The organism is Salmonella sp. A1325 (genome assembly GCF_056991255.1).
The window spans coordinates 1-14,525 of record NZ_JAMLWO010000010.1 but is presented as its reverse complement, the minus strand read 5'-3'; the positions used below and the strand labels follow the sequence as shown (position 1 = coordinate 14,525).

The 14,525-nt window shown below is 53.3% G+C and carries 12 protein-coding genes and 2 tRNA genes; 5 read left to right on the top strand and 9 right to left on the bottom strand.

The features are described from left to right. Positions 1-3 precede the first annotated feature (3 nt). The 5 genes from NAZ64_RS17650 to frdA form a co-directional block, all read right to left on the bottom strand. On the bottom strand, positions 4-537 hold the full coding sequence (locus NAZ64_RS17650) for a lipocalin family protein (RefSeq protein WP_001221670.1): 534 nt from the start codon (positions 535-537) through the stop codon (positions 4-6). 110 nt (positions 538-647) lie between these two features. Continuing rightward, entirely contained in the window at positions 648-1,007 is a 360-nt protein-coding gene (gene frdD / locus NAZ64_RS17645) for a fumarate reductase subunit FrdD (protein ID WP_000609650.1), read from the bottom strand. A gap of 10 nt (positions 1,008-1,017) precedes the next feature. Next, complete coding sequence (gene frdC / locus NAZ64_RS17640) at positions 1,018-1,413, bottom strand: fumarate reductase subunit FrdC (RefSeq protein WP_000208749.1); 396 nt, start codon at positions 1,411-1,413, stop codon at positions 1,018-1,020. Between the two features lie 10 nt (positions 1,414-1,423). Then, on the bottom strand, positions 1,424-2,158 hold the full coding sequence (gene frdB / locus NAZ64_RS17635) for a fumarate reductase iron-sulfur protein (protein ID WP_000829509.1): 735 nt from the start codon (positions 2,156-2,158) through the stop codon (positions 1,424-1,426). Beyond that, positions 2,151-3,941, bottom strand: coding sequence for a fumarate reductase (quinol) flavoprotein subunit (gene frdA / locus NAZ64_RS17630; RefSeq protein WP_001192954.1), 1,791 nt, complete (start codon positions 3,939-3,941; stop codon positions 2,151-2,153). The genes frdB and frdA overlap by 8 nt, the downstream gene beginning before the upstream one ends. A 322-nt stretch (positions 3,942-4,263) precedes the next feature. Here frdA and epmA point away from each other — a divergent pair, with 322 nt between their 5' ends. After that, positions 4,264-5,241, top strand: a complete 978-nt coding sequence (gene epmA, locus NAZ64_RS17625; RefSeq protein ID WP_000004797.1) for an elongation factor P--(R)-beta-lysine ligase — start codon at positions 4,264-4,266, stop codon at positions 5,239-5,241. A 225-nt stretch (positions 5,242-5,466) separates the two neighbouring features. Further along, the gene (gene yjeM, locus NAZ64_RS17620) at positions 5,467-6,969 is read left to right on the top strand and encodes a glutamate/gamma-aminobutyrate family transporter YjeM (protein WP_000149872.1); all 1,503 of its coding nucleotides are present in this window, start codon (positions 5,467-5,469) and stop codon (positions 6,967-6,969) included. 61 nt (positions 6,970-7,030) lie between these two features. Here the strand turns inward: yjeM and mscM are convergent, their stop codons facing one another. The 3 genes from mscM to rsgA all read right to left on the bottom strand — a co-directional run bounded on the left by mscM (position 7,031) and on the right by rsgA (position 12,488). After that, positions 7,031-10,357 carry a miniconductance mechanosensitive channel MscM gene (mscM, locus tag NAZ64_RS17615; RefSeq protein WP_001236755.1) on the bottom strand — a complete coding sequence of 1,109 codons (3,327 nt, stop codon included), beginning with the start codon at positions 10,355-10,357 and terminating at the stop codon, positions 7,031-7,033. Positions 10,358-10,375: 18 nt separating this feature from the next. Beyond that, the gene (gene asd, locus NAZ64_RS17610; RefSeq protein ID WP_000934949.1) at positions 10,376-11,344 is read right to left on the bottom strand and encodes an archaetidylserine decarboxylase; all 969 of its coding nucleotides are present in this window, start codon (positions 11,342-11,344) and stop codon (positions 10,376-10,378) included. Between the two features lie 91 nt (positions 11,345-11,435). Then, positions 11,436-12,488 (bottom strand): small ribosomal subunit biogenesis GTPase RsgA, encoded by a 1,053-nt coding sequence (gene rsgA, locus NAZ64_RS17605; RefSeq protein WP_000041945.1) that lies wholly within the window; start codon positions 12,486-12,488, stop codon positions 11,436-11,438. A gap of 106 nt (positions 12,489-12,594) precedes the next feature. Here rsgA and orn point away from each other — a divergent pair, with 106 nt between their 5' ends. Beyond that, positions 12,595-13,140, top strand: a complete 546-nt coding sequence (gene orn / locus NAZ64_RS17600) for an oligoribonuclease (RefSeq protein WP_001271546.1) — start codon at positions 12,595-12,597, stop codon at positions 13,138-13,140. A gap of 61 nt (positions 13,141-13,201) precedes the next feature. On the opposite strand, the gene NAZ64_RS17595 is transcribed toward orn, so the two are convergent. Then, positions 13,202-13,942, bottom strand: coding sequence for an arginine ABC transporter substrate-binding protein (locus NAZ64_RS17595; protein WP_079809967.1), 741 nt, complete (start codon positions 13,940-13,942; stop codon positions 13,202-13,204). 275 nt (positions 13,943-14,217) lie between these two features. Between NAZ64_RS17595 and NAZ64_RS17590 the strand changes: the two genes are divergently transcribed. After that, positions 14,218-14,293, top strand: a tRNA-Gly gene (locus NAZ64_RS17590). Positions 14,294-14,449: 156 nt separating this feature from the next. Then, a tRNA-Gly gene (locus tag NAZ64_RS17585) sits at positions 14,450-14,525 on the top strand.

Genomic DNA, 14,525 nt, shown 5'->3' with positions numbered 1-14,525 from the left:
TTGCTACGAACCTGATTGTTTTACCCAAATTAATTTATTGACGTCAAACCCCTCCCGGGTCGCGACGGCCAGCATTTGCTGTTTTATTTCCTCAGAAAGCGTTGGCGTGCGAGAGAGTATCCATAGATAGTCGCGATCCGGGCCGCACACCAGCGCATGACGGTATTCCCGGTCAAGCGCAATCACGTTATAGCCGCCGTAGAACGGGCCGAAAAAAGAGACCTTGAGCGCGGCGCGGTTTGGACTACCGGTAAAATACGCTTTGCCTTCTGTTTTTTGCCACATTCCCCGATCCGGGTTATAGCCTTTATTGATGACATTAATCCCGCCATCGTCACGCAGACTATAGGTGGCCGTGACTTGTTCCAGCCCACGTTCAAATCGATGATCGAGGCGTGCGATCTCATACCAGGTGCCGAGGTAACGTTTGGCATCAAAGTTATTTACCACGGTAACGCCTTTAGGCGGAGTAGGCGAACTACAGGCGACAACCAGAAATGCAGCCGTAACTGCAGCAACGACGGGCAGAATGCGCATAAAATTTTCCTTCCAGTGTTTTTTCTAAGTGTAGAACCTGGCGGGAAAATGAGAGGCAGGAAAAGAAAAAACGCCCTCTTATCGGGTAGATAAGAGGGCATCGTGGCAACTTAGAGAGTGATAACGCCAATCGCCGTCACAACGGTCAGGATTGCCGCCAGACCGTAAAAGACCCATTTGCCCGCAGGCACGTGGATTTTCAGGTCATGCATCGCGTGGTGCATACGGTGTAGGCCACACCATAGCGGCAGCACGATCATCAGGAACAGAAAAACGCGACCAATAAAGCTTTGGGCGAACGTCAGTACGCGCTCAAAACTCAGGGCATCGCCCGGAAATAGCCCCAGCGGCAGCATGATGCCAACCAGTAGCACGATCACCGGCGCGATGATCGCGCCCCACATACCGCCTGCGCCAAACAGTCCCCAGAATACGGGTTCATCAGAACGTTTTGGGTTTGGATTAATCATCCGGGACTCCTTACCAGAACAGGGCAACATACAGAATGACTACGGTGACTACCGCAGTGACCACCCAAAGCCCTTTGATGATTGGCTCTGGCCCCATTTTTTCGTCTTTTACAATGATATTGGCCGCCTTCGGCGCCAGTTCAAACCAGGTTTTGGTGTGCAGCAGCGCGGCCGCCAGGGTGATCAGGTTTAAGATCACCACCACCGGGTTTTGTAAAAAGCCGACGAATCCCATCCAGGATTCCGCGCCGTGTTTGAGCGCAAACAGACCGAAAATCAGTTCAATACTGAACCAGACTGCCGGCACCGCTGTGCCTTCGCGCAGCATATAAAAGCGATAAAACGGCAGTTTTTTCCACCAGGTGGACGTCATCGGCCGCACATAGGGTTTGCGTTTAGTCGTCATGTTGCACTCCTTAGCGTGGTTTCAGGGTGGCGATAAGAAAGTCTTTCGAGCTTTCCACTTTACCCTGCTGAATGGCCGCAGCCGGATCGACATGTTTTGGACAGACTTCGGAGCAGTAGCCCACGAAAGTACAGGTCCATACGCCGTTCGGACTGTTCAACTGCGCCATACGCTCCTTCTTACCGTGATCGCGGCTATCTTCGTTATAGCGATGCGCCAGCGTAATCGCAGCCGGTCCGATAAACTCAGGATTCAGACCGAACTGCGGGCACGCGGCGTAGCACAGACCACAGTTGATGCAACCGGAGAACTGATGATACTTCGCCATTTGCGCCGGGGTCTGGACATTCGGCCCCTGATCTGGCGTGCGAGAGTTGCCAATAATGTACGGTTTGATCGCTTCCAGGCTTTCGATAAAGTGCGTCATATCGACAACCAGATCGCGCTCAATCGGGAAGTTCGCCAGCGCTTCCACCTTCATACCGTTGGTGTAATCGCGCAGGAAGGTTTTACACGCCAGTTTAGGGACGTTGTTGACCATCATGCCGCAAGAGCCGCAGATCGCCATACGGCAGGACCAGCGGTAGCTCAGGTCTGGCGACAGGTTATCTTTGATGTAGCCCAACGCGTCCAGTAGCGATGTTGTTTCATCATAAGGAACTTCATAGAAAGCACTGTGCGGCGCGGTATCGGTTTCCGGGTTATAGCGCACCACCTCAACTTTCAGGTTTTTCATCTCAGCCATTCGCCTTCTCCTTCTTATCGGCTGCTTCCGCTTCACCGCCGTAAACACGCTTAGCTGGCGGCAGGGTGGTGATTTTCACGTCGCTGTATTCCAGACGGGTCGTGCCATCAGCATCGCGGAAGGCGAGGGTGTGCTTGAGGAAGTTCACATCGTCGCGCTCGGTACAGCCTTCATCCAGACGCTGATGCGCGCCGCGGGACTCTTTACGCGCCAGCGCAGAGTGCGCCATACATTCCGCCACGTTCAGACCATGACCCAGTTCGATGGTATACAGCAGGTCAGTGTTGAACACGCTGGAAGTATCGGAGATACGTACGCGCTTGAAACGTTCCTGAAGCTCGGCCAGTTTATCAACGGTTTTCTGCATCAGTTCCGGGGTACGGTAAATACCGCAACCTTCTTCCATAGACAGACCCATCTCATCGCGGATCTTCGACCAGTTTTCGTTGCCTTCCTGGTTCACCAGATTTTTCAGACGCTGTTCAATATCGGCAACCTGGGCGTCGAGCGCGGCGCTATTTGCGGCGCCAGCCGTCGCAGCGCGTTCCATTGCTTGTTCGCCAGCCAGACGACCAAACACCACCAGTTCCGCCAGTGAGTTGGAACCGAGGCGGTTCGCGCCATGCAGGCCAACAGAGGAGCATTCGCCAACGGCAAACAGCCCTTTGACACGGCTTTCACAGTTCTGGTCGGTTTCAATGCCGCCCATGGTGTAGTGCGCGGTCGGACGTACTGGAATCGGTTCTTTAACCGGATCGACGCCGACATAGGCTTTCGCCAGTTCGCAAATGAACGGCAGACGTTCATGCAGTTTCTTCTCGCCGAGATGACGCAGGTCGAGGTGAACCACATCGCCGCGCGGCGTGGAGATGGTGTTGCCTTTACGCCATTCGTGCCAGAAAGCCTGGGATACTTTGTCGCGCGGCCCCAGTTCCATATATTTGTTTTTCGGCTCGCCCAGCGGCGTTTCGGGGCCCATGCCGTAGTCTTGCAGGTAACGGTAGCCATTTTTATTGACCAGAATACCGCCTTCGCCGCGGCAACCTTCGGTCATCAGGATACCGGAACCTGGCAGGCCGGTCGGGTGATACTGAACGAATTCCATATCACGCAGCGGAACGCCGTGGCTCAGCGCCATGCCCATCCCGTCGCCGGTGACGATGCCGCCGTTGGTGTTATAGCGGTATACGCGGCCTGCGCCGCCTGTCGCCATGACCACGGCGTTGGCGCGGATTTGCACCAGCGTGCCTTCCATCATGTTCATTGCCACCAGGCCGCGCGCATGGTTGTCATCAACCAGAATATCCAGCACAAAATGTTCGTCAAAGCGCTGGATTTGCGGGAACTGCAGGGAAGTCTGGAACAGGGTATGCAGCATATGGAAGCCGGTTTTATCCGCGGCGAACCAGGTACGCTCGATTTTCATACCACCGAAGCGACGCACGTTAACGCTACCGTCCGGACGGCGGCTCCACGGGCAGCCCCATTGCTCCAGCTGCGTCATCTCAGTGGGACAATGGTGGACAAAGTAATCCACGACATCCTGCTCACACAGCCAGTCTCCGCCTGCTACCGTATCGTGAAAATGGTAGTCAAAGCTGTCATGATCCTGGGCGACAGCGGCTGAACCCCCTTCGGCAGCGACGGTGTGGCTGCGCATCGGGTACACTTTTGAGATCAGTGCGATTTTAGCATTGGGATTCGCCTGTGCGGCAGCAATTGCAGCACGTAATCCCGCGCCACCGGCGCCTATAATGGCAAGATCGGCTTGAAAGGTTTGCACGACATTCCTCCAGATTATTGTAATTTCACCCTCGCGCAGCCAGATAAAGCCTCTGGGTTCTGCGAAGTATGAATGCGTTTCCACTGCTCCTTTATGGGTACAACAGTATAGTCTCAGGGATGTCAGGGAAATTTGACGTGTTCGATTTTTTTAGCGTATCAGAGGGATGAATTATCATTGATTTTGATTAATTTAATTACTAAACCATCTGAAATCACTTTTTTTACCCTCCAGAAGGCACCCGATACGCCTGCGCAAAATTTGTTTCGCCCGCGCGTTGCGAGTAGACTTCGTGACCTTGTCTTAAACTGGAGAAAGAATCATGAGCGAAACGGCAACCTGGCAGCCGAGCGCGTCCATCCCCAATTTATTAAAACGTGCGGCGATTATGGCGGAAATCCGTCGTTTCTTTGCCGATCGTGGAGTGCTTGAGGTTGAGACGCCCTGCATGAGTCAGGCGACGGTCACAGACATTCATCTGTTCCCGTTCGAAACGCGTTTCGTCGGACCTGGCCATTCCCAGGGGATGAACCTCTATTTAATGACCAGTCCGGAATACCATATGAAACGCCTGCTGGCGGCAGGGTGCGGCCCGGTTTTCCAGCTATGCCGCAGTTTCCGTAATGAAGAGATGGGACGACATCATAATCCGGAATTCACTATGCTGGAGTGGTATCGCCCGCATTACGATATGTACCGCTTGATGAATGAAGTGGATGATTTGCTTCAGCAAGTGCTGGATTGTCAACCTGCGGAAAGTCTCTCCTATCAACAGGCGTTTCAGCGCCATCTGGAGATTGACCCGTTGTCAGCAGATAAAACGCAACTGCGTGAGGCGGCGGCAAAGCTTGATTTAAGCAATATCGCCGATACGGAAGAAGACCGTGATACGTTGCTGCAACTGTTGTTCACGATGGGGGTTGAGCCGCATATAGGTAAAGAAAAGCCGACCTTTATTTATCACTTTCCGGCCAGTCAGGCATCGCTGGCACAAATCAGTACCGAGGATCATCGCGTCGCCGAGCGCTTTGAGGTGTACTACAAAGGTATTGAGCTGGCGAATGGTTTCCACGAACTGACGGACGCACGTGAGCAACAACAGCGCTTTGAACAGGACAATCGTAAGCGCGCCGCGCGCGGTCTGCCGCAGCAGCCGATTGACCAAAATCTACTGGATGCGCTGGCCGCCGGTCTACCGGATTGTTCCGGCGTGGCGCTGGGTGTTGATCGTCTGGTGATGCTGGCGCTGGGAGCAGAAAGCCTGGCGGACGTGATTGCTTTTACGGTCGATCGGGCGTAAATCTGAAATTCACTCTTTGGCGAGATAAAATGGCGCAATAAGCGCCATTTTGTAGCATATTTTTTCAATTATCCTCTGTTTGCCACAACATAAGGCTGGAACTTTGATGCCATTTAGGTATCAATCCTGTGTTGATTTTTTTATCGCTGACCTTTGTAAAAAAGAAGGCGGCGTCAATCGGTGAGCGGCGTCTGGCAAACGCGCTCGAGCGTAAGGGATGGTTGAATGACCCACACGATAAAAAAGATGAGCCTTATTGGGCTTATCCTGATGATTTTTACTTCTGTTTTTGGTTTTGCGAATAGCCCGTCGGCGTTTTATTTAATGGGGTATAGCGCAATCCCGTGGTATATATTTTCTGCCTTGCTGTTTTTTATTCCATTCGCCTTAATGATGGCTGAAATGGGTTCCGCTTATCGCAAAGAAGAGGGCGGGATCTATTCGTGGATGAATAATAGCGTGGGGCCACGTTACGCGTTTATTGGCACGTTTATGTGGTTTTCATCGTATGTCATATGGATGGTAAGTACGGCGGCAAAAATTTGGGTACCGTTTTCTACTTTTGTTTTTGGCGCCGATATGACGCAGCACTGGCGTATTGCGGGGCTTGAGCCTACGCAGGTTGTCGGGCTGCTCGCCGTCGGCTGGATGATTCTGGTGACGTGTGTCGCCGCCAGAGGGATCAATAAAATTGCGCGAATTACGGCGGTCGGAGGTATTGCCGTAATGTGTCTTAATTTAGTTTTATTGTTAGTAAGTGTCGCTATTTTGTTATTAAATGGTGGGCATTTTGCACAAGAAATTAATTTTACCTCGTCACCGAATCCGGGTTATCACTCCGGCCTGGCAATGTTGTCATTTGTGGTATTTGCTATTTTTGCTTACGGCGGTATTGAGGCTGTCGGCGGACTGGTGGATAAAACCGAGAAACCGGAAAAGAATTTTGCGAAAGGTATTGTTTTCGCGGCTATTGTGATTTCAATTGGTTATTCTTTGGCGATCTTTTTATGGGGCGTCAGCACTAACTGGCAACAGATATTAAGTAATAGCGCCGTTAACTTAGGGAATATCACCTACATTCTGATGTCGAGTTTAGGCACGACATTAGGTAACGCGTTAAACCTTTCTCCGGACGCAGCGATGACGGTGGGCGTCTGGTTTGCGCGTATCACCGGCCTTTCTATGTTTCTGGCTTATACTGGCGCGTTTTTTACGTTGAGCTATTCACCGCTGAAAGCCATTATTCAGGGGACGCCAAAAGCGTTGTGGCCCGCGCCGATGACGACACTGAACGCTAACGGTATGCCGGCGACCGCTATGTGGCTACAGTGCGTGCTGGTGAGTCTGTTTATTTTGCTGGTCTCTTTTGGCGGTGACACCGCATCGGCGTTTTATAACAAACTCACGCTGATGGCGAACGTCTCAATGACCTTGCCATACCTGTTCCTTGCGCTGGCATTTCCCTTCTTTAAAGCGCGTCAGGATCTGGAGCGGCCATTTGTTCTCTTTAAAACCAAAGCCTCTACCCTGGTCGCGACGGGTGTTGTGGTGCTGGTGGTGACGTTTGCCAACGTCTTTACCATCATCCAGCCAGTGATTGAAGCTGGGGACTGGGACAGCGCCTTGTGGATGATCGGCGGCCCGATCTTCTTCTCGCTGCTGGCGATGGCGATTTATCAGAATTACAGCAGCCGCATGAGTGCCGATCCGGAGTGGGCGGCGGAGTAAAGGCCGTATGCCGGATAAGACCCGACGGGTCGCATCCGGCATTTCTTGCCTGGATCATGCGCTACAAACTGCCCGCCGGGCGGCTGGTTTTACCCGCTGACGTTAACGTTCTCCCCGTTTGTTTACCGCCGAGACTCTCCAGACGCATCTGGAACGGCGGGAACGGCATATCAATACCGTGCTCGCGGAAGCCCGCCAGAATCAATTGGTGGATCTCATGGCGTAATGGCATACGGTGTCCCATTTCCGCGGCATAAATACGCAGTTCGAAAATTTGAATACCCTGCTGGAGATCCACCAGAAAGATTTCAGGCGGCGGGTTGTCCAGCACCAAAGAACAGCGCTGCGCCGCCGTCAGCAGAATTTGCGTCACCTCTTCGCTATTGGCATCCGCCGGTGCCGGGATGGTTAACACCACGCGCGTAACGGAGTCAGACAGCGACCAGTTGATAAACTGTTCGGTGATAAAGGCTTTATTCGGCACGATAATCTCTTTGCGATCCCAGTCGCTGATGGTGGTGGCGCGGGTATTGATTTTGGTCACGCTGCCAGTGAGATCGCGAATGGTCACCGTATCGCCGATACGAATCGGCTTTTCAAACAAAATAATCAGGCCGGAGATAAAGTTAGCGAAAATTTCTTGCAGGCCAAAACCAAGCCCAACGCCGAGCGCGGCCACCAGCCATTGTAGCTTCGACCACTCAATGCCGATCATCGAGAAACCGACCAGTCCGCCAATCAGCATTAACAGATATTTGGTGATGGTCGTGATGGCGTAACCGGTACCAGGCGTTAAATCGAGATGCTGTAATAACGCCAGTTCCAGCAGCGCAGGCAGATTACGCACCAACTGCGTGGTGATGATAAAGACCAGAATCGCAATGAGTACCGCCCCGAGGGTAATCGGCTCCAGGCTTTCCACGCCTTGCACCGTAGAGGTGACATCCCACAGCGAAATATTCTCCAGGAAGCCGAATGCCGAGTGGATTTCCGACCACAGTACAATTACCGATAGCAGGGCGATAAGCATCAGAATTGAGCGGACCAGACGCAGCGACTGGGCGCTAATAGCGTCAAGATCGATTTCACTTTCATCGATGTCGACCGCGCCTTCCAGGCTGGAGGAGTGCGCCGGTTCTTCTTCGCCGCGCGCGCGCTGCGCCAGCATTTCCGCCCGACGATGTTTGGCGCGGTCAAAAGCCAGTCGGCGTCGTTGGATCAGCATCCAGCGGCGAATGACGTGATAAATGACCAGCAACAGGAACCAGATAGCGACCGAGGTTTCCAGTCTCGCCAGTAGCGCCTGCGCTGTGGCCAGATAACCCACCGCCGCCGCCAGAATCGCGATAAGCGGCGCGCCCATCAGCATATTCCACAGCAGGCTGTTGACCATGTTGTCGCCGTTGCCTTCTTTATCAAGATAGAGCGGGATGCCCGCTTTTTTCAGACTCAGCGTGACCAGCGCCAGCGCGCCGCATATCAGGATAAAGCAAAGGCGGCCCAACGAGCCGGAAAACTCCCGATCGTTAAGATTATCAAACATGATCACTGCCATGATGAGCGGCACGATCAGCCCAATGCTCATCAGGTAGTAGCGCATCGCTTTCGCTACCCGGTTTCGCGGCCAGCCAAAATGCGCCACAAACAGGCCATTAGGGCGGGCAAACGCGGCGCAAATCATGACTACCCACAACAGCGGTACTGTCGCCGTCACGCCATCGCCGATGGCGACGGCCAGCGGATACGGCCAGGCTTCCTGTAGACCATAGCCGAGCGTCGCCCACAAGACCGGCAGCGGCGAGGCGACCAGAATCGACCAGAACACCGTTCGCAGCGTCAGCGAGAAGTGATCCTGGGTGACTTTCCCGACGCGCGAGGCCGAGCGCTCAAGGAACCGGTTGAAGTGTTGGCGTGAATAGAGGCTAAACCCGACCAGCGCCAGCGCGCCGAATAACGGCAGTAGCGTCTCTTTGCTGGTCAGCATCATGATGCTGGCTTTACCTAACTGATTAAACGTATCTAATGAGATAAGCCGGCGTAAATCCTGAACCAAATCAACAGGCCAGGAGAGCGATAGCGGGCTAACGTCAGCGGTCCAGAACAGATAACGGTGGGTCGCTTCATTAACCTCTTTAAGCGCATCCTCCAGTTGGCTGTTGGAGACTTTCAGTTTGGTCAGCTCCAGGATCAGCGTATCGCCGCCCTGTAACAACGAGTTGAGCAGCTCGCGCTGAGTGCGAAGCTGGGCGTCAAGAATCTGGTTTTGCTCGGCGGTCAGCGGCTGTCCATTGGCCTGACGTATTTGCCGTAGCTGCGGCTGCTTATTGAGTAACTCTTCATAGCGCATACGGTGAACGCGTAGCTGCGCCATTTCCGTATCAAGCTGCTGCGGCTTAGGCATCTCTGGCAGACGGGCGACCTGCGCACGCAGCGCTTCGCCAAGCATGTTGGACACGCCAAGCCATTGCGACTGCTCCCGCAGCGTATTGAGCGCCTGGCGCACCTGTAACGTTTGGCTGGTGGCCTGTCGCTGCTGCGAGGCGACCAGATCCATCCGCTGCGCTTGTTGATTGAGCGCCTGTGACAGCTCGCGGTTGACTTTAAATTGTTCGACGATGCCTTCCGGCAAACCGGCGCTGTTTTCCGCCAGCAGCTCAGTGCTTTCCAGCGCGCGTTCCGCTTCACGTTGGCGCAGGCTATTGAGCTGATTGCGCAGCGCCTGAAGATATGCATCCAATTGCTGACTCTGTTTTTCCGCCAGCTCGGAACGCAGACGAGCCAGTTCCTGCCGGTTGTTGGCGGACAGTTGCGCCAACTCCAGTTCGTCGACTAACGCTTTTAGTTTGGCGGACTCCGCCTGCATACTGAGACTTTGCGCCTGGCTAAGCGCGGCACTTCCGCCTGCGGCGCCGAGCCGTCGCTCAATCTCATTAAGCTGGCGGCGGGCGTCGTTTTGCTGTTGGGGAAGCTGGCTGAGCGAGTCGGCGATCTCCCTGACGCGCTCCTGCTCCTGTTGCGCCTCGCGGGTTTTATCCAGTAGCTGGCTGCTAACCTGCAAGATCTCCTGATTTAACGCTTCGGTGGACATCTCTGGCGGTACGCTGCGAGGTTCATCGCGCAGATTATTCAACTGGGCGCGCAAGGTGGCGGATAGCTTAGGGAAATTATCAATAACGTGTTGATATTGTTTCGCGCGCTCAAGCGAGCCTTTTCGCTCTTCAAGCGCGTTTAACGCAGTCTGGAGCGCCTCAACGGCTTCCGGCTGAGCGGGCTTCGCCGCTTTTGCCTGCTCCAGTTCCTGCGTGATTTGTTTGGCGTCGGGGGCCGTTGCGGCGAACGCCCCCGTGCTGAGGCACCAGGCCATCAGAAAAGCGATAATCAGGCGCACGTCAGCATTCTCTCTTGATTAGGTGTCGTCTTTTTTATTGTCAACCAGCGGGCTGGCGTCGTGTTCGGCTTTAATTTCTTCTGCCGGCAGCGGAGCAGGTTCTACCTCCGGCGCGACGAATGTTTCGGTCGACGTCGCCAGCGGTTGGCCAATTTTGGTAACGGACAGGCTTGCCAGCGACGCGATCAGATTCACTTTCCCCGGCGCAAATAAGTTGATGACCGTGGAACCCAGTTTAAAGCGCCCCATCTCCTGGCCTTTCAACAAGGCGACAGACCCTTCATGTTCGCCTTCTGGCCAGGTCCAGCGCTTGATGATGCCTTCGCGCGGCGGGGTAATGGTCCCCGCCCAGACGGTTTCGATACTGCCGACAATAGTTGCGCCGACCAGAATCTGCGCCATAGGACCGAACTCGGTATCAAACAGACAGATAACGCGCTCGTTGCGGGCAAACAGGTTGGGGACGTTTTGCGCGGTCAGATGGTTAACGGAGAACAGATCGCCCGGTACGTAGATCATTTCGCGCAGGATGCCGTTGCATGGCATATGCACGCGATGGTAGTCGCGAGGGGAGAGGTAAGTGGTCACAAACGTGCCGTTGCGGAACTTATCCGCCATCAGGTAGTTACCCGCCAGCAACGCTTCAAGGCTGTAATTATGGCCTTTGGCCTGTAAAATTTTATCTTCTTCGATACGACCCAACTGGCTTATCACGCCGTCGGCAGGCATCACCAGGATGTTAGGATCGGTATTGAGCGGACGCACGTCATCACGCAGCGGACGAACAAAGAAATCATTGAACGTACGATAGCTGGCGGTATCCGGTTTTTGCGCCTCAGTCATATCAACTTTGTAATACTTTACGAAGAGATCGATAACCAGTTTTGTCAGCCATCCTGCTCGTTTGCTTGCGCCCCAGCCCGCCAGGCGAGTGAGCCATAGTTTCGGCAGAATGTATTGTAGCGAAAGTTTAAATGAGTTTAACAAGGTAGCCTCCAGGCCATTGTTGTTCCTGAACCGGCAGTTATACCGGTATCCTGAAAAAAGGGGACGATTCTAACGACGCCTAGCGTATCTGTCAGTCGTCCGTATCAGAAAAGTTTTTACGCGTTTTTACCTGCGCCATACTTTCAAGAATTCGGTGATAATTTTCGAAACGGGTTTCCGCAATAGCGCCGTTCTCTACCGCTTCGCGAATGGCGCAGCCTGGATCGGCGTCATGCTTGCAGTCCCGGTATTTGCAATGTCCCAAATAGTCATGAAATTCGACAAAGCCCTGGGTGATTTGTTCCGGCTCCAGATGCCATAAGCCGAACTCGCGCACGCCGGGGGAATCAATGACATCGCCGCCATGCGGGAAATGATACAGACGAGCAGCGGTAGTGGTATGTTGACCCAGACCGGAGACATTCGACACATCGTTCGTCAGAATCTCGTTCTGTAAGCCGAGCAGAGCGTTTAGCAGACTGGATTTTCCGACGCCGGACTGCCCGGCAAAAATACTGATGCGACCGGTTAACGCCTCTTCCAGCGGTTTCAGACCATCCTGCGTATGGCTGGAGACCATCAGTACGCGATAGCCGATATTGCGGTAGATATCCATCTGCTCATTAACGAAGTCCATACCTTCGTCGTCCAGCAGATCAATTTTATTGAGTACGATAAGCGGCTCAACCTGTAGGGTTTCACAGCCGACCAGATAGCGATCGATGATATTCAGCGACAGCTCCGGCAAAATCGCGGAGACGATAACGATTTGGTCAATGTTGGCGGCAATAGGCTTCACGCCGTCGTAGAAGTCCGGGCGCGTCAATACCGAGGTGCGCTCATGCACCGCTTCAACGATGCCTTTTACGTTGACGCCCTCTGCAGCGGCTTTGCCCGGACGCCAGACGACGCGATCGCCCGTTACCAGCGAACGGATGGTGCGGCGGATATTGCAACGGTGAACCTCGCCGTCAGCAGACTCCACATCGGCATGCATACCAAAACGGCTAATGACGATACCTTCTGCAGGCTCGCCAAACAGGTTGTCATCGTAGTCGGCTTTCTCCGCGGACGTTTTTAAACGACGCTGGTGATTGGCGTTCACACGGCGCTGCTGGCCTTTGGAGAGTTTATTTTTGCTCAATCGTACTGGCTCCTGGTCGCCCATAGTGGGCAAAACATCTATGATACACGCAATTGTAGATGAATATAGTCACAGTGAATGTGACCTCTGAAGGGTGGAAAATAGCATGAGTGCCGATGAAAACAACCTGATTTGGATCGATCTGGAGATGACAGGTCTGGACCCCGAGCGCGATCGCATTATTGAGATAGCCACGCTGGTAACGGATGCCAGTCTGAATATTCTGGCGGAAGGACCGACGATTGCGGTACATCAATCCGATGCGCAACTGGCGTTAATGGATGACTGGAACGTGCGCACCCATACCGGCAGCGGCCTGGTAGATCGCGTTAAGGCAAGTACGATGGGCGAACGAGACGCTGAACTGGCGACGATTGAATTTCTGAAAACGTGGGTGCCTGCGGGTAAGTCGCCGATTTGCGGTAACAGCATCGGTCAGGATCGTCGTTTTCTGTTTAAATATATGCCAGAACTGGAGGCCTACTTCCACTATCGCTATCTGGATGTCAGTACGCTCAAGGAACTGGCGCGCCGCTGGAAGCCGGAGATTCTGGCCGGCTTTACCAAGCAGGGCACGCACCAGGCGATGGATGATATTCGCGAGTCGGTGGCGGAGCTGGCTTACTACCGCGAGCATTTCATTAAGCTGTGAGGCGTAACATGCCGGATGGCAACGCCAGAGCGTCTCATCCGGCAGCTCTCCCGCCACTGAATTACTGCGTAAACCATTTCTCCTGCATTTGCGCATATTCCGGCGACGCTTTCACCTTGTCGAGCGCGGCATTAATTTCTTGCAATAGCGCGTCGTTGCCTTTGCGTACCGCAATGCCTAACCCTTTTCCGTAGTAGTCAGGATCGCTGGCGCGTTCATCCATGATGGCGTAATCCGGATTGTTTTTTAGCCACTTACCAATCGCGGCGACATCGCCAAACACGCCCTCAAGACGGTTGTTTTTCAGATCGGTAAAGGCGTTTAGATAGCTGTCATAGGCGACAGGCGTGATCGCTTGTTGTTTATCCTGCAAATAGCGCTGATGCGTTGTACCGTTTTCCAGTCCGACTTTTTTGCCTTTCAGATCGGCAAAAGTGTGATAAGCCCCTTTACGCGTGACGACTACCGCCGACAAACCTTCGTAATAGGGTTGGCTAAAGGAGACCTGCTGTTCACGTTTGGGCGTCATATCCATACCGGCGATCACCGCATCAAACTTTTTGAAGCGTAGGCCGGGGATCAGACTATCAAAGCTCTGGTTAGTGAATGAGCACTCCGCTTGCATCTCTTTGCAGACCGCGTTGGCGACATCAATATCGAAACCAACAATTTTATTATTGGCATCGACAAACTCATAGGGCGCATAGGTGGCGGAGGTGCCAAAATGTAATGTTCTGGCGGAAACGGAAGCGGCGTGAACGGAGAGGCTGGCTAACAGCATGACAATAAGTTTTTTTTTCATCTTGATCCCTGATATCAATTGGATGTTGTGGTCACCGTGCTGTTCTTTTTTTGGCGCAGGGTGCTATTCTGATTCTGTGCCTTTAGGCGTGGCGTGAAAAGTTTTTTGTTGCATAGCGCACGCTTTGCTCGTTTTTTGTCTTGTTTGGTGATTTAATCAGCATTCAAACAAAAATCGCGAAAAAATGCGTTCAGGGGCTTGCAGCTAAATGGATTTCTCGTATAATGCGCCTCCCGTAACGACGCAGAAATGCGAATTACGACAGCAACAAATTTGCGGGAATAGCTCAGTTGGTAGAGCACGACCTTGCCAAGGTCGGGGTCGCGAGTTCGAGTCTCGTTTCCCGCTCCAAAATTTGAAAGTACTTGTTAAGTACAGACCACCAATCGCAGGATTTCGAATTGCGACAAGGCGGCAACTGAATGAGTCCTCAGGAGCTTACTGAAGTAAGTGATTGAGGCGAGTGAAGGCAGCCAACGCAGTAGCGGTTCGAAAGACGAAGATTATGCGGGAATAGCTCAGTTGGTAGAGCACGACCTTGCCAAGGTCGGGGTCGCGAGTTCGAGTCTCGTTTCCCGCTCCA